This is a genomic window from Demequina flava (assembly GCF_000975035.1).
Lineage (GTDB): Bacteria > Actinomycetota > Actinomycetes > Actinomycetales > Demequinaceae > Demequina > Demequina flava.
Genome location: NZ_BBRA01000001.1, coordinates 676,406 through 700,507, shown reverse-complemented (window position 1 = coordinate 700,507; position 24,102 = coordinate 676,406). Strand labels below are relative to the sequence as shown.

Annotated in this window: 23 protein-coding genes; 16 read left to right on the top strand and 7 right to left on the bottom strand. The window is 65.9% G+C overall.

Annotated elements, in window-relative coordinates; translation table 11 throughout:
- Positions 1–117: 117 nt before the first annotated feature.
- Both AOP74_RS03260 and AOP74_RS03255 read right to left on the bottom strand, forming a co-directional pair.
- The gene (locus tag AOP74_RS03260) at positions 118–510 is read right to left on the bottom strand and encodes a hypothetical protein (RefSeq protein WP_061960898.1); all 393 of its coding nucleotides are present in this window, start codon (positions 508–510) and stop codon (positions 118–120) included.
- A complete protein-coding gene (locus AOP74_RS03255; protein WP_061960897.1) occupies positions 507–2,141 on the bottom strand; it encodes a PspC domain-containing protein in 1,635 nt (544 codons plus the stop codon). Before AOP74_RS03255 ends, AOP74_RS03260 begins: the two co-directional genes overlap by 4 nt.
- Before the next feature lie 181 nt (positions 2,142–2,322).
- On the opposite strand from AOP74_RS03255, the gene AOP74_RS03250 reads away from it, so the two are divergent.
- The 5 genes from AOP74_RS03250 (at position 2,323) to AOP74_RS03230 (ending at position 8,408) form a co-directional block, all read left to right on the top strand.
- Complete coding sequence (locus tag AOP74_RS03250; RefSeq protein ID WP_152649145.1) at positions 2,323–3,339, top strand: sensor histidine kinase; 1,017 nt, start codon at positions 2,323–2,325, stop codon at positions 3,337–3,339.
- Complete coding sequence (locus AOP74_RS03245) at positions 3,340–3,990, top strand: response regulator (protein ID WP_061960895.1); 651 nt, start codon at positions 3,340–3,342, stop codon at positions 3,988–3,990.
- A 190-nt stretch (positions 3,991–4,180) separates the two neighbouring features.
- Positions 4,181–4,612: a hypothetical protein gene (locus tag AOP74_RS03240; RefSeq protein WP_152649144.1), complete on the top strand. Its 432-nt coding sequence runs from the start codon at positions 4,181–4,183 to the stop codon at positions 4,610–4,612.
- A gap of 133 nt (positions 4,613–4,745) precedes the next feature.
- Positions 4,746–7,370 carry a DNA helicase PcrA gene (pcrA, locus tag AOP74_RS03235; RefSeq protein ID WP_082096171.1) on the top strand — a complete coding sequence of 875 codons (2,625 nt, stop codon included), beginning with the start codon at positions 4,746–4,748 and terminating at the stop codon, positions 7,368–7,370.
- An 87-nt stretch (positions 7,371–7,457) separates the two neighbouring features.
- Positions 7,458–8,408, top strand: coding sequence for an L-lactate dehydrogenase (locus tag AOP74_RS03230; protein WP_061960893.1), 951 nt, complete (start codon positions 7,458–7,460; stop codon positions 8,406–8,408).
- Positions 8,409–8,424: 16 nt separating this feature from the next.
- Here AOP74_RS03230 and AOP74_RS03225 read toward each other — a convergent pair whose 3' ends face one another.
- Positions 8,425–9,291, bottom strand: coding sequence for a L,D-transpeptidase (locus AOP74_RS03225; protein WP_152649143.1), 867 nt, complete (start codon positions 9,289–9,291; stop codon positions 8,425–8,427).
- 147 nt (positions 9,292–9,438) lie between these two features.
- Here AOP74_RS03225 and sucC point away from each other — a divergent pair, with 147 nt between their 5' ends.
- The 4 genes from sucC to AOP74_RS03205 all read left to right on the top strand — a co-directional run bounded on the left by sucC (position 9,439) and on the right by AOP74_RS03205 (position 14,120).
- Complete coding sequence (gene sucC, locus AOP74_RS03220) at positions 9,439–10,605, top strand: ADP-forming succinate--CoA ligase subunit beta (protein WP_061960891.1); 1,167 nt, start codon at positions 9,439–9,441, stop codon at positions 10,603–10,605.
- Between the two features lie 11 nt (positions 10,606–10,616).
- Entirely contained in the window at positions 10,617–11,495 is an 879-nt protein-coding gene (gene sucD, locus AOP74_RS03215; protein WP_061960890.1) for a succinate--CoA ligase subunit alpha, read from the top strand.
- A gap of 276 nt (positions 11,496–11,771) precedes the next feature.
- On the top strand, positions 11,772–12,680 hold the full coding sequence (locus AOP74_RS03210; protein ID WP_152649142.1) for an endonuclease domain-containing protein: 909 nt from the start codon (positions 11,772–11,774) through the stop codon (positions 12,678–12,680).
- Between the two features lie 180 nt (positions 12,681–12,860).
- Entirely contained in the window at positions 12,861–14,120 is a 1,260-nt protein-coding gene (locus tag AOP74_RS03205; RefSeq protein WP_061960888.1) for a cell division protein PerM, read from the top strand.
- Here AOP74_RS03205 and AOP74_RS03200 read toward each other — a convergent pair.
- A complete protein-coding gene (locus tag AOP74_RS03200; protein WP_152649141.1) occupies positions 14,117–14,512 on the bottom strand; it encodes a hypothetical protein in 396 nt (131 codons plus the stop codon). The two genes, AOP74_RS03205 and AOP74_RS03200, sit on opposite strands and share 4 nt — an antisense overlap.
- Before the next feature lie 80 nt (positions 14,513–14,592).
- Between AOP74_RS03200 and purN the strand changes: the two genes are divergently transcribed.
- Genes purN through AOP74_RS03185 form a run of 3 tightly spaced genes read left to right on the top strand, consistent with a single transcriptional unit; the run spans position 14,593 to position 17,111 of the window.
- On the top strand, positions 14,593–15,228 hold the full coding sequence (purN, locus tag AOP74_RS03195) for a phosphoribosylglycinamide formyltransferase (RefSeq protein WP_061960886.1): 636 nt from the start codon (positions 14,593–14,595) through the stop codon (positions 15,226–15,228).
- On the top strand, positions 15,225–16,781 hold the full coding sequence (purH, locus tag AOP74_RS03190; protein WP_061960885.1) for a bifunctional phosphoribosylaminoimidazolecarboxamide formyltransferase/IMP cyclohydrolase: 1,557 nt from the start codon (positions 15,225–15,227) through the stop codon (positions 16,779–16,781). The genes purN and purH overlap by 4 nt, the downstream gene beginning before the upstream one ends.
- Before the next feature lie 42 nt (positions 16,782–16,823).
- Positions 16,824–17,111, top strand: a complete 288-nt coding sequence (locus AOP74_RS03185) for a DUF3017 domain-containing protein (protein ID WP_160297444.1) — start codon at positions 16,824–16,826, stop codon at positions 17,109–17,111.
- Between the two features lie 15 nt (positions 17,112–17,126).
- On the opposite strand, the gene AOP74_RS03180 is transcribed toward AOP74_RS03185, so the two are convergent.
- A complete protein-coding gene (locus AOP74_RS03180; RefSeq protein ID WP_061960883.1) occupies positions 17,127–17,732 on the bottom strand; it encodes a TetR/AcrR family transcriptional regulator in 606 nt (201 codons plus the stop codon).
- 139 nt (positions 17,733–17,871) lie between these two features.
- Between AOP74_RS03180 and AOP74_RS03175 the strand changes: the two genes are divergently transcribed.
- Together AOP74_RS03175 and AOP74_RS03170 are read left to right on the top strand one after the other, a co-directional pair.
- A complete protein-coding gene (locus tag AOP74_RS03175; RefSeq protein WP_061960882.1) occupies positions 17,872–18,672 on the top strand; it encodes an SDR family NAD(P)-dependent oxidoreductase in 801 nt (266 codons plus the stop codon).
- Positions 18,673–18,715: 43 nt separating this feature from the next.
- Complete coding sequence (locus AOP74_RS03170; RefSeq protein WP_061960881.1) at positions 18,716–19,282, top strand: carboxymuconolactone decarboxylase family protein; 567 nt, start codon at positions 18,716–18,718, stop codon at positions 19,280–19,282.
- Between the two features lie 96 nt (positions 19,283–19,378).
- Here AOP74_RS03170 and AOP74_RS03165 read toward each other — a convergent pair whose 3' ends face one another.
- The gene (locus tag AOP74_RS03165) at positions 19,379–20,266 is read right to left on the bottom strand and encodes an aquaporin (protein WP_160297443.1); all 888 of its coding nucleotides are present in this window, start codon (positions 20,264–20,266) and stop codon (positions 19,379–19,381) included.
- 108 nt (positions 20,267–20,374) lie between these two features.
- Positions 20,375–21,457 (bottom strand): acyltransferase, encoded by a 1,083-nt coding sequence (locus AOP74_RS03160; protein WP_061960879.1) that lies wholly within the window; start codon positions 21,455–21,457, stop codon positions 20,375–20,377.
- A 126-nt stretch (positions 21,458–21,583) separates the two neighbouring features.
- Here AOP74_RS03160 and AOP74_RS03155 point away from each other — a divergent pair, with 126 nt between their 5' ends.
- Complete coding sequence (locus AOP74_RS03155; RefSeq protein ID WP_061960878.1) at positions 21,584–22,801, top strand: NADP-dependent isocitrate dehydrogenase; 1,218 nt, start codon at positions 21,584–21,586, stop codon at positions 22,799–22,801.
- 86 nt (positions 22,802–22,887) lie between these two features.
- Positions 22,888–23,877 (top strand): malate dehydrogenase, encoded by a 990-nt coding sequence (locus AOP74_RS03150; protein WP_061960877.1) that lies wholly within the window; start codon positions 22,888–22,890, stop codon positions 23,875–23,877.
- The last annotated feature ends 225 nt before the right edge of the window (positions 23,878–24,102 follow it).

Genomic DNA, 24,102 nt, shown 5'->3' with positions numbered 1-24,102 from the left:
GCGCTACGGGCTTATGAAGGACAACAGCCCGGCTCCGAGTACGATTCCGAGCAAGAGAAAAGCCGCCGGGCGCGCGATGGCAAGCGCACCCGGCGGCTGGGCCAGAAAGTTCAGTAGCTACGAGCGCGGAGGCTCGGAGTCGTCGTCGGGCTGGTCCGAGGAGTCCTCGTCCTCGACAGGGTCCTCAGTGGCAACGGGGGATTCCGTCGTCTCGTTGCGGAACTCGGCACCCGCTGCAGTCTGAGCGCCGTCAACCTCGGAGTAGGTCTCCTCCTCGACCGGCGCAGTGGCCGAGCGGATCTCGCGCTTGCGCCCCAAGCCTGACAGCGCCGCGGACAGCAGCATCCAGCCACCCAGCGCGGCCAGCAGGATGATGGCGAGGAGTTCGAGGTCGACCTCGTGCCCCGAGAAGGACACAACCATCAATACGCCCGCGCCGATCACGAGCACGCCCCACAGGGCGGATGAGATGCGTTGGCCCGCGCGGCGGCGGGGAGCTGTGGTGATCACGAGGTGACCTCCTCGTTGATGTAGATGGTGCCGCCGTCGTACGCGTTGAGCGTCAGGACCGGGCTGTCCGGGTTAGTGAGTTCAATGACTGGTCCATCGTTGCGGTCGGACCAGACTTCGCAGTACACCTGACGTTCGGGCCAATCGACGACCTGACCGTTCACGCCGCTCACCGACAGCGATGTGTCTGCGGGAACGGTGACGTCGGTGACCTCCGCGCGCAAGCTGACAAATGTGTTCTCGGTGACCTCGTCGACTCGCGTCACCGCATTAGGGATGCGGTTTGTGAAGCCGACGCCGTCGTCATCGCTGGGAACCCAGCCGTCCGGGTAGGCCTTGCACTGGCCTTCGACGTAGGCCGAGGCGTAGTCGTCTCCAAACGCCTCAGCGACCGTGATGTCGACGGGAAGATTGGGCCCGGGGCTCGGCTCGGTATCGACCGTCTCAAGCCCAAGGTCGACGCGCGCCTGATCGTAGGCGGTGGTCAAGTCCGAGGAGTTCGCCGACAGCACTACGCCCGCGATCAAGACCAGTACAGACATGAACCCGAGGAACCCCAGGCGCCGTCCGGCGAGCGCCACCACCACGAGGATGAGTCCGAGCCCGATCGCGAGACCGGCAAACCACGCCAGCGGCCACGGCACGGCGAGCCCGGTCGTCCGGTCGACGATGAGGACACCGGCTGCGGAGACGAAGACCACGCCCAGCAACGCCAGCCATGCGCCTTTGCCCGGTCCAGGTACCCGCGGTGGCTTGGTCGGGGCACGGTGAATGGGTGCCGCTGGGCCGTTAGCACGCGCGCCGACCGGTGGGGCCGCCGTCGGATAGCCGGTTGAGGCACTCCACGCGTAGGCGGAACCGCCGGCCGCCTGCGGGGGCACCGCAGGTTCCCATGGCTGCGGTTTGCGAGGCGCGTCGGTGCTGACGGCCGATGCCGGGGCAGCTGCCGCCAGGGTCTCACCTGAGGCTGGGGCCGAGTTTGCTGGCGAGGGCTCAGCCGATGTCCCGTCCGTTACCGGACCCTCAGGGGCTTCAGGCCCCTCCGCAGGTGCGTTGTCGGCGGAAGTCTCTTGAGCATCGGCGCTATTCCATGTCGTGCCCGGCGCAGACCTGGGTGGCACCTGCTGATCTGCCTGCTTCTGTCGGCGCACCAGGTAAATCACCAGGAACGTGATGCCTCCGGCGACCGCCAGAGGAATGACGACGGAGAAGAAGGTGGCGATGATGTGGAACGGGTCGTAGCCACCGCCGTAGTTCCACCAGCCCCAGCTGCCGCCAAAGACGCTGAAGAGCGGCCCAGAGTCAAGGGTCAACATGCCGATAATCGCCATGGCGGCGATACCGAGGAGCGCTCCCACATTCGTGACGCCGCGCCCAAAGTCTTGGATGATGATCCGCCCGTTGCGGTCGGGCAGCAGCCCCCATGCCGCGGCGTAGGCAAGGAGGACGAGGCCGGGAAGCACGAGTGCGGCGACCACAGTGATGAGGCGCGCGGGAACTGGCGCCATCCCGACCCGCGCGCCCAACCCGGAGGCCACGCCGCCCAGGCCGCGGGTTTCACGGACGAGCCCCCATTCGCGAATGGTGGTGAAGAATGCGGCCTCGCGTGGAGGCTGCGGATTCTCGGTCATGATGCTCCTTGAACGTCTCGGGTGCCTTGACGCACCGGCTGATGGCTCAAGTCTCGCGAAGACCCACGCGCTCCCGCTATGAGGTATCACCCTGATTGGCACCCTGGTTCTTACGCGGGGCGAACCCTGAGATTGATGCCCTACGCCCGGGCCGCGCGCGCCCGTGTGTGACGATGTTTCCGTGACCACCCCTCAGGCGACCCGCGTCGCACGCCCCCTGGAGCGCCGCAGCAACGCGCCCGCGGTGTGGCGCGCCCTCATCGGGATCGCGTTGCTGGTGGGGGCCGGGGTTCTCGCGCTCCAGCGATGGGGAACTGACGATCTTCCCGGCTGGTTGATGCCGCTGCTGTTGTTCCTCGCCTCGCTCGGGCTGACGTGGAGCCCGCTGGACGGCGCCTTCGGTCAGGACGCGCGGCGCCTCGACGTGCAGGGCTTGTTCCGTCGCGACGACTGGCTCCGTCTGCTCGTGGGGTTCACGCTGGGCATCGTTGCGCTGGGGTGGTTCGCGACGTGGGAGTACACGGAGTCGGTCGCACTGCGCTCGGTCGTGGCGTCGGTTGTGATCGTGCTCGGGATTGCCCTCATGCTCGCGCCCTGGTGGCTGCGCCTCATCCGCCAAGTCTCGATCGAGCGCACCGAGCGGATCCGCGAGCACGAGCGCGCGGAGATCGCCGCCCACCTGCACGACTCTGTGCTGCAAACTCTCACTCTGATCCGCGCCCGTGCCGAGGACCCGGACGCGGTGTCCCGCCTCGCCCGAGCGCAAGAGCGTGACCTGCGCGCCTACCTGTATGCCGACCGCCCCGACCCTTCAGACTCCGTCGCGACCGCACTCAAGGACGCGATCGCCGACGTCGAGGACTCCCAGTCAGTCGTCATCGAGGCCATCACCGTCGGCGACGCGCCACTCACCGAAAACCTGCGCGCCGCCGTCGCCGCCACACGGGAGGCGACGGCAAATGCTGCTCGCCACGGCATCGGCCCTATTTCTGTCTATGCCGAGGTCACGGCGACCGAGGTCGAGATCTATGTCCGCGATGGCGGCCCCGGCTTCGACCCGGCCACGATCCCTGAGGACCGCCTGGGCATCCGCCAATCCATCATCGGCCGCATCGAGCGGCACCACGGTCACGCCGCCGTGCAGTCGGCACCGGGCAGCCGCACCGAAGTGTCCATCACCGTCCCCAAGGAGGACTAGATGAGCGTGTCAGTAGTGATTGTGGACGACCACGATGTCATCCGCGTGGGCGTGCGCGAGAGCCTCGACGACGGCATCACCGTCGTGGGCGAAGCGCGTGATGTGGAGTCGGCGATCGCCGAGATCCTCGACCAGCGCCCCGACGTCGTGATCCTCGACGTGCACCTCCCCGGAGGAACGGGCGCGGGAGCGCTCGACGTACTCGCCGAGATCCGCGGCCGTGTGGAGGGCACGCGCACGCTCGCGCTGTCGGTGTCTGACGCTGCCGAGGACGTCGTCTCCGTGATCCGCGCGGGCGCTCGCGGCTACGTGACCAAGTCGATCTCCGGACCGGACCTATCCGATGCCGTGCGCCGGGTCGCTGGGGGAGACGCCGTATTCTCGCCGCGCCTGGCCGGCTTCGTGCTCGACGCGTTCGGCGCCGCCGGGGGAGAGGTCGCCGCTGCCGACGACGAACTCGATCAACTCACCGCGCGCGAGCAAGAAGTAATGCGCCTCATCGCCCGCGGATACACGTACCGCGAGGTGGGGGAGAAGCTCTTCATCTCCGTCAAGACCGTGGAGACGCACGTTGGCAAGGTGCTCCACAAGCTCCAACTGTCCAACCGGCACGAGCTCGCGCATTGGGCCGCGCAACGGCGCATCGTCTGACACTTCGGCGTCGGTTCTCGGGGATTTTGGCCGGCAGGACTCGTGCCGGACCTTGGTGCTCTCTTGACCTAGGCATCGCGTCGCGATGGTGCGTGCGGAGGGCCGATGCTTGGGTTGTCTTTCACAGGTACCTGAGGGTGAACATTCGGTAACCTCCAGCGAGAATCCCCCGAGAGATGGCTGACACCGGATGACCCTGATGGCCGCTGAGCGCAGTGACGCGTTCAAGCAAGAGCGACAAGCCGACGACAGTCAGCAACGCTTGCGTGCCTTGGCGTTTTGGGTGGGGCACCATCAACTCTCCGAGCCCGCTCCGCGCATCGGCCCTGTTGCCCAAGCCGCCGCGCGGGAGGATGCACGCAAGGCCCGCGTCCGTGAACTCGAAGCGATGGTCCCCGAACTTCTCCGCCTCGCTAGCGACCGCAGCGCCTACACCCGCACCACTGTCGCCAAGAGTTTCGCAATCCTCGCGCAAGCTGGGCGCGGTCCCGCCGACCGCAAGGTGTGGGCCACGCTGCTGACGCTCGCAGCGGACTCAGACCCCGTCGTGAGCGGTGCTGCGGATGAGGCGCTCACCGCCTTTGAGCGATACGGCACGCTTCCGAGTCGCGCCGCTGGCTAGACACTCGGAGCGGTGCTTCAGTAGTACCTCAGCGTCACATTTCGCTCGATTGTGACCCGGGAACCCTACTGAGGGTCCGATGAGTCGGTGACGGAAGCGAGTGTCACCGCCAGCGCCTAGACTCGTGGCCGTCATGGATGCGCTTTTTGAACTCGACGGCTCCGACTCCTCGAAGCCCGCGACCACCCGCCCTTCCGACCCCGCCGGCCGCGGGGTTGAGCCCGACGCAGCCCCGCCGCAGCCGGCTCCTGCGTCACAGCCGGAGCCCGGCCCTGAGCCTGAGTGGGAGCCCGGACCCGAACCGGCGCCGGAGCCCGAGGACGAGCCGATGCCCCAGGACGCCTGGGTCCCTCCCGAGCCCGTGCACGTGGCCCCCGCGACTCCACTTGGCGAGCACTCTCCGCTCGTCCAGGGCCTGAACCCGGCCCAGGCTGAGGCGGTCCTGCACGAGGGCGAAGCGTTGCTCATCATGGCCGGAGCCGGATCGGGCAAGACGCGCGTGCTGACCCACCGCATCGCCTACCTCCTCGAGTCCGGCCGCGCCCGCCCGCACGAGGTTCTCGCGATCACGTTCACCAACAAGGCCGCGGGTGAGATGCGCGAGCGCGTCGAACACCTCGTCGGTCCCGAGGCGCGCCGCATGTGGGTGTCGACCTTCCACTCGGCGTGCGTGCGCATGCTTCGCGCCGACTACGAGGCGGCCGGACTCAAGTCAACGTTCTCGATCTACGACTCCTCCGACTCCGCCAACCTCATGAAGTTGGTGGCGAAGGAACTCGACATCGACCCCAAGAAGTTCAACGCGAAGGCGCTGCTGAACCGCATCGGCAAGTTCAAGGACGAGCTGATGAGCCCCCAGCAGGCGCTCGTGATGACCGAGAAGGCGTCGAAGTTTTCGATCGACAACGCGGCCGGCCGCGCCTACGGCGAGTACCAAAAGCGCCTCGAGGCAGCCAACGCCGTCGACTTCGACGACATCATCGTCCGCACCGTCCGCCTGCTCCAGAACAACCCGGACGTCGCCCGCCGCTACCGCGAGCGCTTCCGCCACGTGCTCGTGGATGAGTACCAGGACACCAACCACGCGCAATACACGCTCGTGCGCGAACTCATTGGCAAGGACGGCGACGCGTCGCTGCCTCCGGGAGAGCTCACGGTCGTCGGTGACGCCGACCAGTCCATCTACGCGTTCCGCGGCGCCACGATCCGCAACATCATGGAGTTCGAGAAGGACTACCCGAACGCGCACATCGTGCGCCTCGAGCAGAACTACCGGTCCACGCAGACCATCCTGACGGCCGCCAATACGGTCATCAAGAACAACTCGGACCGCCGCCCCAAGAACCTGTGGACGGACTCGGGCGATGGCGCCAAGATCACCGGCTACGGCGCGGAGAGCGAGCAGGACGAGGCCAAGTGGATCGCGGACCAGATCAATGCGCTCCGCGACAGCGGCGACTACTCGCCCGGCGACATGGCGATCATGTACCGCGCCAACGCTCAGTCCCGTGCGCTGGAAGAGCGCTTCATGCGCGCCGACATTCCGTACAAGGTCATCGGCGGTACCCGCTTTTACGAGCGCAAAGAGATCAAAGACATGCTCGCCTACCTCGCCGCCGTGGTGAACGAGGATGACGACATCGCGATGCGTCGCATCATCAACACCCCCAAGCGAGGGATTGGCGATACGGCAGTGGAGGGCGTCGACGCGTTGCGCCGGTCCTTGACCACGGCCGATGCTTCGGTCAGTTTCGGTGACGCCTTGCGTCGCGCTGACGAGACGGGGCTGCAGAACCGGGCAATCCGCGCGCTGGGCGACTTCCTGTCTCTCATGGACGACCTGCGAGCGCTCGCGGTCGACAACGGCCCTGCAGGTGTCCTCGACGCCATCGCTGACCGTTCCGGGATGCTCACGGCCTACCGCGCCAGTGACGACCCCCAAGACGCTAGTCGCGTCGAGAACATCATGGAGCTCGTGGCCGTGGGACGTGAGTTCTCTGAGGAGAATCCCGACGGCACGCTTGAGGACTTCCTGGAGAAGGTCGCACTTGTGGCCGATGCCGACCAGCTGCCGGATGATGCCGAGGGCGGCGGCGTGGTCACCATGATGACGTTGCACACCGCGAAGGGCCTCGAGTTCCCTGTCGTGTTCCTCACCGGCATGGAGGACGGCACGTTCCCTCACATGCGCTCGATCGAGTCCGGCGCAACAAAGGACATGGAAGAGGAGCGACGCCTCGCTTACGTGGGTCTGACCCGTGCGCGCCAGAAGCTCTACCTGACGCGTGCTCAAGTGCGCTCGAGCTGGGGTGCGCCGCAGTACTTTGGCGCCTCGCGCTTTGTCGAGGAGATTCCGGCTGAGCTCATTGAGTGGGAGATCGCGCAGACCTCGATGCAGGCCCTGCGCGCTAAGTCCGACCGCGGCACCAGTCGCTCGGGATCGTGGTCCGGCATGGGCTACGGGTCCGGCGGCTCCGGTGGCGCAGGCGGGTACGGCGGTTCCCAGGACCGCGCCGATGGCAACACCTACAGCCGCGCGGGCGCCGTCTCGACGCGTCGCGTGCCACCGAGCCCGCCCGGTGGTGGCGGCGGTGACGTTGGCTTCGAAGTCGGCGACCGCGTTGTCAGCGACAAGTTCGGCATGGGCAAGGTTGTCGGCACGGAGGGCTCGGGACGCAACGCCGTCGCGAAGGTCGACTTCGGATCCGAGGGCGTCAAGCGCCTGGTGCTGCGGTTCAACAGCCTCGACAAACTGTAGTTTCGGCCAACGCCGGCCACAGCATCGGCCCTCCCGCTAGGCTTGCCGCATCGCAGTCGAATCGCTGTCTCACCCCAGGAGGAACCCGTGGAAACCAGGACGCCGAAGGTCTCGATTGTCGGAGCCGGAGCGGTGGGTTCGACCCTCGCGTATGCGGGTCTGATGAGGGGCTTTGCCCGCACCGTTGCGCTGTATGACATCAACAAGGCGAAGGTGGAGGCGGAAGCGCTCGACCTCGCTCAGGGCATTCAGTTCATGCCCGAGGCCACGGTGCTCGGCTCGGACGACGTCGAGGTCTGCCGCGACTCCGACGTGATCGTCGTGACCGCCGGCGCCAAGCAGCAGCCGGGCCAGAGCCGCATGGATCTCGCGGGCGCGACCATCGGCCTGATGGACAAGGTGCTGCCGCCGCTGCTCAAGGTTGCCCCCAACGCGATCTACATCATGGTGACGAACCCCGTGGACGTGGTGACACTTGCCGCGATCAAGAAGTCGGGCATGGACCCCGCTCAGATGTTCGGCTCCGGCACTGCGCTCGACACCTCCCGCTTGCGCCACCAGATCGCCGCAAAATGTGACATCGCCGTGGGCAACGTCCACGCGTACATCGCAGGCGAGCACGGTGACTCCGAGGTTGCCTTGTGGTCCTCGGCCACCATTGGCGGCCAGCCCCTCACCGAGTGGACAGACCGTGCAGGCAACATCGTGATGGACGAGGCCACGCGTGAACAAGTCCACCACGACGTCATGCGCTCGGCGTACACGATCATCGAGGGCAAGGGCGCGACCAACTACGCGGTCGGTGCCGCAGGAGCGCGCATCGTCGAGGCGGTCCTGGGGGATCAGCGCCGGATTATGCCGGTGTCCACGATGGTCGAGTACCCCAACGTGGGCGAGGTCTGCATGTCGGTGCCCGCGGTGATCGGCCGCAACGGCATCGAGCACCACGCGACGGTTCCGTTGGACGACACCGAGCGCGCTGCGCTTGAGGCATCGGCCCGGTCCATCCGCGAGACTGCGGACAAGTTCGGCGTCTAACCGCGCGGTGTCCGGCTTAGCGGCTCGCGTGAACGATCACGAGTGTCCCGAGCTCCATGGCATCGGCAAGTTCCAGCACGATGTCGTTGGGAACGCGGATGCAGCCGTTGGAGATGTTCTGGCCCATCAACTCAGGTTGATCGGTGCCGTGGATAGCGATCTGCGGGTCGCCGCCATTGAACTCGTCGAGCGTTTCGGAGTAGCCGTTTGTGCCCAGCGCATAGGCGCCGTAGACGCCCGACGGGTTCGAGGAGAAGTCCAGCGGATCCGTGAGGAAGAACGTACCCGGCGGCGTGGGCGACTCGGGGGCGCCAATCACAACCTCAGAGGCAAGCGCGATGTCGTCGCCGTTCATGAGCTCCAACTCGCGCTCCTCCAGGTAGATGTGCACCGCGACGTCGGTTGACGAGGTCTCGACGTCGTCCGCGCGCACCCATGCCTGCCGGTGATTCGGGGATCCTACGAGTTCGACCTGGATCCACTCGGTGCCCGCGATGCTTTGCGTCGCGAAGCCCATGAGGGTCGTGGGCGAACCGTAAGCAGACCAGGGTCCGTAGGAGTCCATCGGGGCCTCGTCGCCGGGCCGTTCATACAGACCCAACTCGTCGACCGTGCTCGTGGCGATCAACTCGCCGGGCTCCAGCGCGACGGCATCGGAGGACGGCGTCACGCTTGGCGATGCCGACGGCGATGGCGCGACGGTGGCACTCGCGGAGCTCGTGGGGCTCGTCGAGGGGGCCGATGCTGGCTCATCGTCCGTACCCGAGGCCAGTATCGCGATCACGACGGCGGCGACGGTGCACAGTGCAATGACCACGCCGAGAATGATCGGCGTACGGCTTCCTTCCGCTTTACCCGGGCTTGAGGATGGAGAGGCGCTCACCTCACCAGGGTAAGCAACCGCGTTTGTTTTCCCAGCATCGGCCCTCACCAATCGCGTTACGGAACGGTCATCTAGGCGTACTAGGCTGTGCCCCACGAACCCCGGCGTGCGAGACCCGTTCGCCGCTCGCGACAAGCAAGGACGCACATGGATCTCTACGAGTACCAAGCGCGCGATATGTTCGAAAAGCACGGTGTCCCCGTGCTTCCCGGCATCGTCGCCGAAACACCTGCGGAGGCTAAGGCCGCAGCTGAGCAGATGGGCGGCGGAACAGTCGTCGTCAAGGCTCAGGTCAAGACCGGAGGCCGCGGTAAGGCCGGCGGCGTGAAGCTCGCGCACTCGCCTGAAGAGGCTGAGGCTGCCGCTGAAGCCATCCTCGGGATGGACATCAAGGGCCACACCGTGCACCGCGTGATGATCGCTGCAGGCGCCAAGATCGCCGAGGAGTTCTACTTCTCCGTGCTGCTGGACCGCGCGCAGCGCCAGTACCTCGCAATGTGCTCCGTCGAAGGTGGCGTGGAAATCGAGCAGCTCGCTGTCGAGCGCCCCGAGGCACTCGCACGTGTCGCCGTTGACCCGCTGGTTGGCATCGACGAGGCCAAGGCGCGAGAGATCGTGGACACCGCGAATTTCCCCGAGGACCTGAAGGGTGCCGTCGCTGACGTCATCGTCAAGCTGTGGGGCGTGTACGCCAACGAGGACGCGACGCTGGTTGAGGTCAACCCGCTGGTGCGCACCGAGGACGGCTCGATCATCGCGCTGGACGGCAAGGTGACGCTCGACGAGAACGCCGGCTTCCGCCACGAGGACCACGCGGCCCTCGAGGACAAGGACGCTGCCGACCCGCTCGAGGCGAAGGCCAAGGCGCTCGACCTCAACTACGTGAAGCTCGACGGTTCCGTCGGCATCATCGGTAACGGTGCAGGCCTGGTCATGTCGACCCTCGACGTTGTCGCTTACGCCGGCGAGCAGCACGGTCACGTGAAGCCTGCGAACTTCCTGGACATCGGCGGCGGCGCATCCGCAGCCGTGATGGCCAACGGTCTCGACGTCATCCTCAACGACCCACAGGTCAAGAGCGTGTTCGTCAACGTGTTCGGCGGCATCACCTCGTGCATCGAGGTTGCCAACGGCATCGTGGGTGCGCTCGAGACCCTCGGCGATGCAGCCACCAAGCCGCTCGTCGTGCGTCTGGACGGCAACTCCGTGGAGGAGGGCCGCGAGATCCTCGCCGCCGCCAACCACCCGCTCGTGACCATCGTCGAGACCATGGACGGCGCAGCGGCCAAGGCCGCCGAGCTGGCCAACGCCTAAGGAGTCCACTTATGTCGATCTTCATTAACTCCGACTCTAAGGTCATCGTCCAGGGCATGACCGGATCCGAGGGGCAGAAGCACACCGCGCGCATGCTGGCCTCCGGCACCACCATCGTGGGCGGTGTGAACCCCCGCAAGGCAGGTACCGCCGTCGACTTCGATGGCACCTCCGTGCCCGTGTACGGCTCGGTGGCCGATGCCATGGCTGCCACCGGCGCCAACGTCTCCGTGCTCTTTGTGCCGCCGGCCTTCACCAAGGCCGCCGTCATCGAGGCTGTTGACGCCGGCATCGAGCTGGCCGTCATCATCACCGAGGGCGTGCCCGTCGCTGACACGGCCGAGTTCTTCGCGTACGCGCAGTCCAAGGGCGTGCGCCTCATCGGCCCCAACTGCCCCGGACTCATCACGCCCGGCCAGTCCAACGTCGGCATCACGCCTGCGAACATCACCGGCTCCGGCAAGATCGGCCTCGTGTCCAAGTCGGGCACGCTGACCTATCAGATGATGTTCGAGTTGCGCGACATCGGCTTCACCACCGCAGTCGGCATTGGCGGCGACCCCGTCATCGGCACCACGCACATCGACTGCCTCGAGGCGTTCCAGAACGACCCCGAGACCGAAGCGATCGTGATGATCGGTGAGATCGGTGGAGACGCCGAGGAGCGCGCCGCGGCCTACATCAAGGACAACGTCACCAAGCCCGTCGTGGGCTACGTGGCCGGCTTCGAGGCGCCTGAGGGCAAGACCATGGGCCACGCTGGCGCCATCGTGTCTGGCTCCGCTGGTACCGCGCAGGCCAAGAAAGAGGCCCTTGAGGCCGCGGGCGTGAAGGTCGGCAAGACGCCGACCGAGACCGCGGAGCTCATGCGCGCCATCATCAACGGCTAAGTCGCTTAGTCCGCTGGACGGCCCGCTTCCCCTCGTCGGGGGAGGCGGGCCGTTTGCTTTTCCCTCCTGCTTCCCACCCTCGTGCCCCCTCCTTTTCCCGACTTTGGGACATGGGTGCCCGCGGAACGTTCACATTGTGCGCTGGTGTCCCAGTGTCGGCCGAGGTCTTTTGTTGGCGTAGGCGGCGGCGTCCCCAACGTGCCGAGTTGTGGGTGTAGTCCACTGAGCCACGTGCTGCACGGGCGGCCGCTGCGCCCGTGCGTTGAGGTGAGAACCGTGCCGCTCGCCAGTCGTCCCAAGCCCATCTCACTCGAGGCGTTTCTCAACCATGAACCACGGGTGCTCTCCCGCGAGCAGGCAGTTCAGCGCTGGGGCAGGCGTGCGCTCGACGGCGAGGTGGCCGCGGGGACCGTGGTTCGCCTGCTTCCGGACGTGTACTGCGGGCGAGAGCTTCGCGCGGATCCAATCGTGTGGGCGCTCGGGCTCAACCTCTGGCACCCGGCGGGTCTCGTGACCGGTGGGCTAGCACTCCACCTCCATCGCCCCCAGTTGCCAGCGCCGTCGTTGGCGAGCATCCGGGTCGCGTCCGGCTTCAGACCTCGCGCGCGAGACTGGGTCGCGTGCATTCAGGGGATCGTCCCGGAGACGGAAGGGTACGCCCAGGGTGTGCGCACGGTGCCAACGGCGTGGGCGCTGGTTGACGCTTGGCGGACCTCCCCGCCGCAGGCACGGCGCAACATCTTCTACGAGGCATTCTGGGCGCGCGCTTTCGGGCTCGAATACCTGCGGCGGATTATGGAGGTGTCACCCCGACTGCCCGGACGGGCGGAACTTCTGAGACTTATCGACGCGTGCGAGGCCGGTGCGACGACCCCGCTGGAACGCATCGCTCAGGAGGAAACATTTGTGAGGCCGCCGTTTGACGAGTTTGAGTGGCAGGCCACGCTCGACCTTGGACACAGGCGGGTGCGTCCGGACATGCTGCACCGCAAGAAGAAGGTCATCGTTGAACTCGATGGCGCGCGGTATCACGAGTCCCGGACAGCGCAATCGGCTGACCATGAGCGCGATATTGACCTCGCCGCGGCAGGGTACACGACCCTCCGTTTTGGATGGCGAGACCTCACCAAGCGGCCGGCGTGGTGTCGACGCCGCGTGATCGAGGTGCTCGAACGGCGCTCCTGATCCTTCTTCCTCGCGATTTTGGGACACCAGCGCCCGCGGAACGTTCACATTGAGCACTGATGTCCCGAAATCGGAGTGAGGCGGGTGCGGAGGTGCTGAGACGGTAGGGAAGCGGAGCGGTGGGCCAGTGGTGGCGAGCCGTTCCCGAGGTTCGGCGCGCGAGTGAGCGACCATGGACCCATGCCACGATCCTTCTCGCGAGACCTGCGTGCCTTTGGGGGCAAGGTCAAGGGGTTTTTCGAGGGCTACCCGGGCTGGGTGGGCGGCGTTCTCACTGGCATTCAGGGCGCGCTGATCCCGTACCTCGTGGTCGTGGTGCTGTCGCTCGCAGTGATCGCCTCCGACCCCGGAGCAACGACGTCTTCGGGCATTGACTGGAGCGCCGCGTTCTCAGTCGCAACCACCGTCTTTCTGATGGCTCACGGCGTCCCCGCGATCGCGGGCGGCGTCACCTTCACGCTCTTGCCTGCCGGACTCACGATCCTGTGCGGCGCAGTCATCGCCGCGGGTGCACGCCGGTTCGCGACGCGATCGTGGATGAGCTGGGGTTTGGCTGTCGTGTCCTATGTGGCCGTCGTCGGCGTCATCGGTTCGTTCTCGCTCGGCACAGACGCGGACGGCGGAAGCCTCGTCGTACGCGCCTGCACGGTCGCCGCGTTGGTGGCCGGAGCATCGGCTGCGCTGGGGATTTGGCGCGCGCACGGCGCATCGTTTGCGTGGGTCTTGCAACTGCCCGACTGGACCCGTCGAGGCTTGCGTCGCGGACTGGGCGTCATGGCATGGGCGCTCGCCGCGGCATCGATTTTGTCCGTCACGACCGTGGTGCTCCACGGCGACCAGATGGCGTCATGGGCGACCGGCCTGGGAGTCGACGCGATCGGCGGCGTAGTGCTCGCGATTGCCCAGTTGGCCTACGCGCCCACCTTCATCGTGTGGATGCTGTCCTACCTGGCCGGCCCGGGATTCTCCGTGGGAGAGGGCACGGCGTTTTCGCCCGGCGTGGCGGAGGCCGATGTTCTTCCCCAGATCCCGCTCTTGGCGGCGCTGCCCGACTGGACCGCCTCGTGGCTGGTGTGGGTGCCGCTGGTGATCGTCGCAATTGCGGCCGCCGCCCGGTGGATGACGCGGCGCACGGAGGACCTGACCTGGGATGACGCTGCGGCAGACGGCGTGGCCCTGGCAACGGTGGGCGCGGTGGCGGGCGCACTCGTGGCCATGGCTGCAGGATCGATTGGCCCCGGACCGCTCGAGACCACTGGACCCGCGATCGTGCCAGTGCTGGCGGCGATGCTCGGCCTGACGCTCGCCGGACTCGCACTCACGACCGGCCTTCTCGCGCTCACTCAATGGTGGAGGCGACGCCGCACTGGCGCGACCGCCAAGGCCAACTCAGCCCCAGCATCGGCCGAAACCAAGGACACCGACCCCGCGACGATTTAGGGAGGGGTCACGCCAAAGCGCTCATAGACGGACTCGAGTCGGTCGTTCAGGCCGTCTTCGTACTCCGTCTGGCACCGTTGCTGTGCAGAGTTAGTGACCGCGCGCTCCATGCAGTCCTGGAGGGCGGTGATGGTGGTGCCAAGGAACACCATTGACACTCCCAGCAGGAACGAGAAACCTGCAATTGCGAGCCCGAGCGTCACGGAGATCCGGAAGACGGCTGCGTTCTTCTCCTTGCGCGACAGAATCAGGATGCGCGCGCCCAGGAAAATCGCCACGGGAGCTGTGATCAGCATCCCGTACGCGAGGGGGATCGAGAACAGGTACAACAACACCGTGAGCCCCAACACAATGGTGAACCAGGTCACGTTGCGACGTACGTGATCGGGCATGGTGGGACGAGGTTCTTCTGTTTCGGCCACGGTGCTCCAGAGGTAGGTGGTGTGACCAGCATGCCGATAGGCTCGCCTCCGTGACAAACCGACAAGCGCCTCAGCGGCTCGTTGTGCTCATTTCTGGTGCCGGTTCCACCATGCGCGCGGTGCTTGAAGCCAGCGCCGAGGACGCGTACGGAGCCCGGATTGTCGGCGTCATCTCCGACAAGGCGGATGCCGCGGGGCTCGACATCGCACGCGAGGCCGGGATCCCCACCGCGACGGTCGCGCTCGCAGACTTCCCCGATCGTGCCGCCTGGGATGAGGCGCTGCTCAAGGCCATCGACGTGTTCGCGCCGGACATGGTGCTGTGCGCCGGATTCATGAAGCTCATCGGCGCCCCCACGCTGGAGGCTCACGGCGGTCGAATCATCAACACCCACCCCGCGCTGCTGCCCGCCTATCCCGGCGCGCACGGAGTGAGGGACGCGCTCGCCAATGGCGCCAAGATCACTGGCTGCACCGTCATGCTCGTCGACAACGGCGTCGATACGGGCCCGATCCTCGCGCAGACGGCCGTCGAGGTGCGAGACAATGACACCGAAGATTCCCTCCACGAACGCATCAAGACCGTGGAACGCGCCCTCGTGGCGGAGACTGTGGGCCGCATGGCCCGCGACGGATGGACCATTGACGGACGCCGGGTCACCCTCGGCAAGGAAGGCACAGCATGAGCGAGCGGCAGCCAGTGCGTCGAGCACTGATCTCGGTGTACGACAAGAGCGGGATCGAGGACCTGGCCCGGGGTCTGGCCGATGCTGGGGTTGAGATTGTCTCGACCGGTTCCACGGCGGCTCGGATCGCCGATGCTGGGGTAGCAGTCACGCCGGTGGAAGAGATCACGGGTTTCCCTGAGTGCCTTGATGGGCGCGTGAAGACGTTGCACCCGCGCGTGCACGCCGGCATCCTGGCCGACCGTCGCCTCGAGTCGCACCGGTCGCAGCTGGATGAGCTGGAGATCGCGCCGTTCGACCTCGTGGTCGTCAACCTGTACCCGTTCGTCGAGACTGTTGCCTCTGGCGCGTCGCAGGGCGAGGTAGTAGAGCAGATCGACATCGGTGGTCCGTCGATGGTGAGAGCCGCGGCAAAGAACCACCCGTCCGTATCCGTGGTCGTAGACCCTGCCGCCTATGGCGATGTGCTCGCTGCCGTTGCTGGTGGTGGCTTCACGCTGTCCGAGCGCCAGGCACTCGCCGCCTCCGCGTTCCGCCACACCGCCGACTACGACATCGCGGTCGCGTCGTGGATGACCTCGGTCGTCGCGCCCGAGCCTGAGACCGCACTGCCTTCCTGGGTGGCCGCGTCCTTCGACCGCACGCAGATCCTCCGGTACGGCGAGAACCCGCACCAGGCCGCTGCCGTCTACTCCGACCCCGCTGTGTCCGGTGGCCTCGCCCAGGCGCAGCAGCTGCACGGCAAGGAGATGAGCTTCAACAACTACGTTGACGCCGATGCCGCGCTGCGCGCCGCATACGACTTTGACAAGCCTGCCGTTGCAGTCATCAAGCACGCCAACCCCTGCGGCATCGCTGTTGCGGACACCATCGCCGCGGCCCACTCCAAGGCTCACGCAACGGACCCCGTCTCCGCGTTCGGCGGCGTCATTGCCGCCAACCGCCCCATCACCGTCGAGGCCGCGGAACAGATCAAGGAGATCTTCACCGAGGTCGTGGTCGCCCCCGCCTTCGAGGACGGCGCCGCCGAGGTGCTCCAGGCCAAGAAGAACATCCGCCTGCTCGTCGTAGACCCGGCACCTCTCAAGGCCGAATGGCGCCGCATCACCGGCGGGCTGCTCGTTCAGCAGGCCGATGCCATCGACGCCCCCGGCGACCCGGTCTCCACGTGGGAGCTGGTCGCGGGAACTGCGGCCGATGAGGCGACGCTCGCGGACCTCGATTTCGCGTGGCGCTCGTGCCGCGCGGTCAAGTCCAACGCAATCCTGCTGGCTAAGGACGGCGCCGCGGTCGGTATTGGCATGGGGCAGGTGAACCGTGTGGACTCGTGCGGACTCGCCGTGTCGCGCGCAGGGGCGGAGCGGGCGACCGGCTCCGTCGCCGCCTCCGACGCCTTCTTCCCCTTCGCTGATGGACTGCAGACGCTGATCGACGCCGGCGTGAAGGCAGTGGTGTCTCCGGGCGGATCGGTGCGTGACCAGGAGGTCATCGACGCCGCAAACGCCGCCGGGATTACGCTGTATCACACCGGTACCCGGCACTTCTTCCACTAGGACGGGCGCCGGAAAATGTCTGAACCGTCTGAGGAGGAGCAGGTGAGCGAACCTGTCGTGGTCGTCACCGACAACACCCCTCAGACGCGCGCTCTGACCGCGGGGATTGTGCTCGCCGTCGTGGCCGTTTGCGTTGCGGTGGGTGCGATGGTGAACGCCCAGGCGGGCACGCTTCTGTTGGCCGGCGCCGCTTTCGCGGGTGCCGCACTGCGCATCGTGCTCCCCGCCGGGGTGGCGTTTTCTGTGCGGCGCCGCGCCGTCGACATTTCCCTCATGGTGGTCTTTGGCTTGGCGCTCGCGTTTTTGGGGCTTACGACGCCGCTGTCATAGAAGCTGCTCTGTGCGTCACCACTGGTCGACGACGACGTGCATCGAGTGGATATAGCGATGTATCTCTTCGGCATGCGCGCCTGCGCGCATGGTCACGTGCAGTCCGAGGAGGTAGGTCGTGAAGAGGTCGGCGCGGGCATGCGCGAGCTCGGAGTCGCCCTCGCCTGCTGGCACAGTGTGCGCGATGAGCCCACCGATCGTCTCCCGCATCTGTGCCCTGTAGGCGGTAGCGAAGTCGAAGTCTGCCACCGTGCCGCGCAACTCGTTGGACGCCATGACCAGTAGGCAGCCGTCGCGCCCGCGGTCGGATTCCGCATCGGCTTCGAAGAGATCGAGGAAGCGGTGCACACCGTCGATGCCGGGGCCCGCTTGGTCGATCATTGAGCCAAACATCGCAATGCGCTCAGCGAGATAGCGGCGCAGGACGATGGCGAACAGCTCGTCTTTGGAGCCGAAGGTGCGGTACAAGCTCGGCTTGTGGACGCCGCTGGCGTCGACGATGTCTGACAACGACGTTTGACTGTACCCCTGGCGCCAGAAAAGCTCAGTCAGCGTCGCGAGGACTGCCTCCTCGTCGAAGAGCCTGGGGCGCCCAGTCCCTGCTGTCATGCGAGTCGTCATCTGTCCACTGTAGCCCGAGACAGGGGCTTTTGGTACCGGTCGTTAGCAAAGCAAAATCGACTATGTTACCGTTCGGTACAGAACTTGTTTTGAGTTCTCCCGGGCGCCCCCGGGCCCACCGACGAAGGGAACAATCAGCATGGATCTCAGCAACCGAAACGGCGTGATTACCGGGGCCGGGCAAGGTATCGGACAAGCGCTCGCGGTCGAGTTCGGCTCACGCGGCGGACACCTGCTACTCGTTGGCCGAACTGAAGAAACCCTGAACGAAACCGCGACGAAGGTTGAAGCCGCGGGCGGAACCGCTGACGTCTTGGTGCAGGACCTGAGCCGGCTCGAGGCGATTGACGCGGTGCTCGAAGCCGTCGAGCGGTGGGACAGCCTGGATCTCTTAGTTAACAATGCGGGCAACGTGCGCGCGGGCCGGCTCGAGGAGTCCTCGGCGGCGGACGTGCAGGCCATGATTGACCTCAACCTCACCGCGCCGGTGCAGTTGACCCGCGCGCTGTTGCCCACGGTGCGCGCCTCAGCCGACGACTCCGGAAGCCTCGTCCTCAACATCTCTAGCGAGATCGCGCTCGTCGCAATGCCGTTCTATGCGGTCTACGCCGCGACCAAGTCTGGCCTCGCCGCCTTCGGCGAGGCGCTCCGCCGCGAACTCCACGGCACAGGCGTGCACGTCGCCACCGCATACCCGGGCGCCACTGACACCGCCATGATGACGAGCCAGAACGCAGACTGGGCACGGCGGCCCGTGAGCGCAGTCGTGGCCGATATTCTCGCCGGCTTGGCTCAAGACCACCACGAGATCAGTGCCACTGCTCCCGAAGCGCACGACACGCATCGGCGGAATGCAACCGACCCGCTCGAGGTTGACGCAGCCATCGTTGGCGGCCTCGACGACCTGGAAGCGGCCGTCAGGGACCACCGGAGCATCTAGTTCGTTGAACTGACACCCCTCAGACCCGTCTTAGGAGGACACCATGACTGAATTCACGATGCATGATGAAAGCACAGCCCCCGAAAAGAGCGCCCCGTTCCTGGCGGAGTCGAAGGCGCAGTTTGGAAGGATCCCGGGTCTTCACGCCACGATGGCCGAGGCGCCCGGGCTTCTGGAGGGGTACAAGAAACTCCACCAACTGTTTCTCGACACAAGCTTCGACGCCGATGAACTCACCGTCGTCTGGCAGACCATTAACGTGGAGCACTCGTGCCACTATTGCGTCCCGGCACACACCGCGATTGCCAAGAGCATGAAGGTGGACGATGAGATCACCGATGCGCTTCGCGATGGAACAGCTCTCCCGACCGAGCGCCTTGAAGCGCTACGGACATTCACGCTCGCGATGGTGCGCGAACGCGGCGAGGTCGACGACGCTACCGTGCAAGAGTTCCTCGCGGCCGGTTACACCCAGCAGCAGGTCCTCGAGGTCGTGCTCGGCATCGCGCAGAAGGTGATGTCGAACTACACGAACCACCTGGCGCAGACGCCGATCGACCCGGCGAACGAGAAGTTTGCGTGGGAGGGAACGATCGTCACACCAGTGTGACGCGAACCCACCGCAGCTAGCTCTTCCGTCTTACGGGGACAACAAAGGGGGCTTGGTATCCAGTGCGATACCAAGCCCCCTTTGTTGACGTCGGGGTTAGCGTTCGACGATGACCGTCTCGTCGATGACCACAGTCTCCTCGATGCGCTCAGCCGAAATGAGGTCCTCGACCGGGCCGACCATGCGGAACAGCAGTCCACTGATCAGCGCGCCCACGAGAGGTGCGAGCCAGAACAGCCACAGCTGCTGGAGCGCCCAGGTGTCCGACCACAGCGCGATGCCGGTGGCGCGCGCGGGGTTCAGCGCACCGTTGGTGAACGGCACGGCGATGAGGACAAGGAAGCCGACAGTGAGGCCGATGATGATCGGGGCTGCACCGGTGAAGTGCGTGGCGCGTGCGGAAGTCACGGCGAGAACGACTGCAACCAGAAGCGCGGCGATGATGATCTCGATGATCAGGCCGGCCGCCCAGTCGAATCCGGTGGGGGAGTGCTCCCCAAAGCCGTTCGCACCGCCGGAGATGTACGTGCGAGTGCCGCCCTCGCCGCCGGAGATCTGCGGGTGCGACTGCGAGACGCCGAAGAGCACGCCGCCTGCAGCGGTGGCGCCGATGACCTGGGCCAGGATGTACGGAGCGACGTCGCGGCCGGGGAAACGGCCCGCGGCCCATGCGCCAAGCGTCACGGCGGGGTTCAGGTGCGCGCCGGAGACTCCGCCGAAGATGACCGCAGCGATGATCACACCGAGCGCGAAGCCGAAGGCCACCGTTAGCGTGCCGTTGTTGCCCGTCGCGAAGAACAGTGCGGTGCCGACACCCATGAACACGAGGATGAAGGTGCCGACAAGTTCCGCCGCCATGCGGGGCAGGAGGTTGGGGCCGGCGGGGTCGTCGACCCACTCGTCGTTATCGAGGTCCTCGTCTACGAGCGTGCCGTGGACGTCGGGGTCTGGCTCTGAGGCGGGAGTGTGTGTGGGTTCAGTCATGGCGTTGCGCCCTTCGGTCGAGATGGCGGTGCTGTTCGGCACTCTACGAGGCATCGTGGCACGAACTCTTGGTCCATGCCGCATGACGCGGCGGGTGCGCGAAGTTTCTTAAGGTTGTGGGCCGCTGTTGGCCCGGTCGAGCCGTTGTTCGACGCCGCGGCGAATGGACTCTGTCAGACGGTGCATAGGGCGCAGGAGGACAGGCTGGAGCGCAAAGATCGCGATCGAGCACGCGATGTAGACAGCGAGGGTCCAGCCAATTGCGTGGAGAGGTAGCCAGGACTGTCCTGCCGCTGATGGGGTGTCGACGACGTCCGGCCACAGCACGCGGCGAACCAGCGGGTTGTCGTGAATCAGGTAGACCCCGAAGGAGGCCGATGCTGCGTAGACGATCGCCCGCGACCGCCATGGTGCGCTCTTGGTCGCCCACATCAGGATGGCCACCGCGGCGGCGACGGTCAGGGGAGAGGTCTGCGAGGCGACCTCCTTTAGCCAGCGCGCGGAGTCGCCGGGGGACCCGGACGCCGAACTCCACGCCGCCATTGCTGCAGGGGCAAGCACGAGCGCACCGGTGGCGATGAGCGTCGCCCAACCCCACCATCGGCCCGTTCCAGGCAACCCGTGAAGCCTGAGGTACCCCGCCAGCAGAAACAGAAACGCGAACCATGCGAAGTCCGATAGCCCGAGGGCGACCCGGGGGACCAACGTGAGGAGGCTCCACATCACGAGGCCGACGATGAGCAGGCGCGCGAGCTGTTGCTTGCTGAGAGCCTCAAGCACGATGGCCAGGTAGGGCGCGATCAACACCATGAGGACATAGGCGGTGACGAACCAGTACTCGCTGAAGATGACAGGAAGGAGCGCTTCACGAACGTCGGCGGTCGACAGCGCAACTGCTCCGGTCACGGCGAGGAGTGCGGCGATCAGCCACGAAACCGGCAGCACCTCGCTGTAGATGCGCGATAGGGCCTTCCCCCGTGCTGGACGCTGCACCATGAACCAAGCACCCACGAGGACAAAGACGTCCACGCCCCACTTGCCCAAGCTCCCGAAGGCGCTCAGGAAGATGGCGGTGTTGGCGGACTCGGTTTGGGTGAGGACACCGCCGTGGACGACGTAGTGATGAGCGACGATGCCGACCATCGCGAGGATGCGAAGCAACTCGATCTTCGCATTCCGGACGCTCGCCATGGCGCCATGCTAATCGGAATGGCCTGGTGCGCGGCGTGCAGGCCCGGGCGCGTTCCCCTTGCATGCCCGAGTGGACTAGCCTGGGTTCGTCGTAATTGTCCCTATAAACGTGATGAGGCACACTCAATGGCGAAGATCAAGGTCGAAGGCAAGGTCGTCGAACTCGACGGCGATGAGATGACGCGGATCATCTGGCAGTTCATCAAGGAACGCCTGATCCACCCCTACTTGGACATCGACCTCGAGTACTACGACCTGGGTGTGGAGTCGCGCGACGCGACCGACGACCAGATCACGATCGATGCTGCCAACGCCATCAAGAAGCACAACGTTGGCGTGAAGTGCGCGACGATTACGCCCGACGAGGCGCGCGTCGAGGAGTTCGGCCTCAAGAAGATGTGGGTGAGCCCTAACGGCACCATCCGCAACATCCTTGGCGGCGTGGTCTTCCGCGAGCCCATCATCATCTCGAACATCCCGCGCCTGGTGCCCGGCTGGACCAAGCCGATCATCATTGGCCGTCACGCTCATGGCGACCAGTACAAGTCGACCAACTTCAAGGTTCCCGGCCCCGGCACCGTGACCATCACGTACACGCCGCAGGACGGCTCCGCGCCCATCGAGCACGAAGTTGTGAAGATGCCCGAGGACGGCGGCGTCGTCATGGGTATGTACAACTTCAACAAGTCCATTGAGGACTTCGCTCGCGCGTCCTTCTCCTACGGACTGCTGCGCAACTACCCCGTGTACATGTCCACCAAGAACACGATCCTCAAGCAGTACGACGGCGCGTTCAAGGACATCTTCCAGGACGTCTTCGACCGCGAGTTCAAGGCCGAGTTTGAGGCCCGCGGTCTCACCTACGAACACCGCCTCATCGACGACATGGTGGCCTCCGCCATGAAGTGGGAGGGCGGCTACGTCTGGGCCTGCAAGAACTACGACGGCGACGTCCAGTCCGACACGGTGGCGCAGGGCTTCGGTTCGCTGGGCCTCATGACCTCCGTGCTGATGACCCCGGACGGCAAGACCGTCGAGGCAGAGGCCGCTCACGGCACCGTGACGCGCCACTTCCGTCAGCACCAGCAGGGCAAGCCGACGTCCACGAACCCGATCGCCTCGATCTTCGCGTGGACCGGCGGCCTCAAGCACCGCGGCAAGCTCGACGGCACCCCCGAGGTCACCGGCTTCGCCGAGACCCTCGAGGACGTCATCATCAAGTCGGTCGAGTCCGGCAAGATGACCAAGGACCTCGCACTCCTCGTGGGCCCTGACCAGGAATGGCAGACCACCGAGGCGTTCCTCGCCACGCTCGACGAGAACCTCTCGACCCGCCTGGCATAACTCTTCGGGCCCGCAGGCCAACCGGTCTGCGGGCCCGCTTACTTTTCAGTAGTTTCGCTCTATAACCCACAAGGAGTCACACAGTCGTGAGCACCACACCCGTCAACGTCACTGTCACCGGCGCCGCAGGCCAGATCGGCTACGCGCTACTGTTCCGCATCGCCTCCGGCCAGATGCTCGGCGCGGACACCCCTGTGCGCCTGCGCCTGCTCGAGATCCCGCAGGGCGTCAAGGCTGCCGAGGGCACCGCGATGGAGCTCGACGACTGTGCCTTCCCGCTGCTGGACGGCATCGACATCTACGACGACGCCAAGACTGCGTTTGATGGCGTGAATGTGGGCCTGCTCGTGGGCGCCCGTCCTCGTGGCCCGGGCATGGAGCGCGGCGACCTCCTGGCGGCGAACGGCGGCATCTTTGGGCCGCAGGGCGAGGCAATCAACGCTGGCGCTGCGGACGATGTTCGCATCCTCGTGGTGGGTAACCCTGCGAACACGAACGCTTTGATTGCGTCCGCTCACGCGCCCGACGTCCCCGCGGACCGCTTCAACGCCATGATGCGCCTTGACCACAACCGCGCTCTCGCGCAGCTTGCGGCCAAGACCGGCACGTCCGTCTCCGATGTTTCCAAGGTGGCCATCTGGGGTAACCACTCCGCCAAGCAGTACCCGGACATCGCTCACGCCACGATTGGCGGCCGTGCGGCCGTTGACGTCATTGGGGACGATGCTTGGGTCGCGGACACGTTCGTGCCCACCGTTGCGAAGCGTGGCGCGGCGATCATTGAGGCCCGCGGTGCTTCGTCCGCAGCTTCCGCTGCCAACGCCGCGATCGACCACGTGCGCGACTGGGTCCACGGCACCCCCGAGGGTGACTGGACGTCGGTGGCGCTGCCGTCTGACGGCTCGTACGGCGTCCCTGAGGGCCTCGTGTCCTCGTTCCCGGCTGTGTCGCGGAACGGTGCGTGGGAGATTGTTCAGGGGCTCTCTATTGCCGACGGAGCTCGCGAGAAGATCGACGCCTCCGTTGCTGAGCTTGTCGAAGAGCGCGACGCCGTGGCGGAGCTCGGGTTGCTGTAGGGCGCGAGTGCGCGACGGCGCTCTCCCGAACTCGAGCCTCGGAGCTCGGGAATATTTGCGTGCGATAGCGGCACCCCGCTACCAGTTCGTCGACTTCTCGACAGTGGAGACTACTTCTCGACTAGACCCAACGGACCGCGAAGTCTACGTACCGCCGGGCGTGATGGTCGAGCGTCGCCGAAGTTCAAGCGACGGTCGTCAGTGCTACCTTTCCCAAAGATCTGT

Excerpts from the sequence above, each read along its gene's own strand:
- AOP74_RS03255 (WP_061960897.1), bottom strand. The coding sequence starts at position 2,141 with ATGACCGAGAATCCGCAGCCTCCACGCGAGGCCGCATTCTTCACCACC.
- AOP74_RS03245 (WP_061960895.1), top strand. The coding sequence starts at position 3,340 with ATGAGCGTGTCAGTAGTGATTGTGGACGACCACGATGTCATCCGCGTG.
- AOP74_RS03240 (WP_152649144.1), top strand. The coding sequence starts at position 4,181 with ATGACCCTGATGGCCGCTGAGCGCAGTGACGCGTTCAAGCAAGAGCGA.
- pcrA (WP_082096171.1), top strand. The coding sequence starts at position 4,746 with ATGGATGCGCTTTTTGAACTCGACGGCTCCGACTCCTCGAAGCCCGCG.
- sucC (WP_061960891.1), top strand. The coding sequence starts at position 9,439 with ATGGATCTCTACGAGTACCAAGCGCGCGATATGTTCGAAAAGCACGGT.
- sucD (WP_061960890.1), top strand. The coding sequence starts at position 10,617 with ATGTCGATCTTCATTAACTCCGACTCTAAGGTCATCGTCCAGGGCATG.
- AOP74_RS03205 (WP_061960888.1), top strand. The coding sequence starts at position 12,861 with ATGCCACGATCCTTCTCGCGAGACCTGCGTGCCTTTGGGGGCAAGGTC.
- AOP74_RS03200 (WP_152649141.1), bottom strand. The coding sequence starts at position 14,512 with ATGCCCGATCACGTACGTCGCAACGTGACCTGGTTCACCATTGTGTTG.
- purH (WP_061960885.1), top strand. The coding sequence starts at position 15,225 with ATGAGCGAGCGGCAGCCAGTGCGTCGAGCACTGATCTCGGTGTACGAC.
- AOP74_RS03180 (WP_061960883.1), bottom strand. The coding sequence starts at position 17,732 with ATGACGACTCGCATGACAGCAGGGACTGGGCGCCCCAGGCTCTTCGAC.
- AOP74_RS03175 (WP_061960882.1), top strand. The coding sequence starts at position 17,872 with ATGGATCTCAGCAACCGAAACGGCGTGATTACCGGGGCCGGGCAAGGT.
- AOP74_RS03170 (WP_061960881.1), top strand. The coding sequence starts at position 18,716 with ATGACTGAATTCACGATGCATGATGAAAGCACAGCCCCCGAAAAGAGC.
- AOP74_RS03165 (WP_160297443.1), bottom strand. The coding sequence starts at position 20,266 with ATGACTGAACCCACACACACTCCCGCCTCAGAGCCAGACCCCGACGTC.
- AOP74_RS03160 (WP_061960879.1), bottom strand. The coding sequence starts at position 21,457 with ATGGCGAGCGTCCGGAATGCGAAGATCGAGTTGCTTCGCATCCTCGCG.
- AOP74_RS03155 (WP_061960878.1), top strand. The coding sequence starts at position 21,584 with ATGGCGAAGATCAAGGTCGAAGGCAAGGTCGTCGAACTCGACGGCGAT.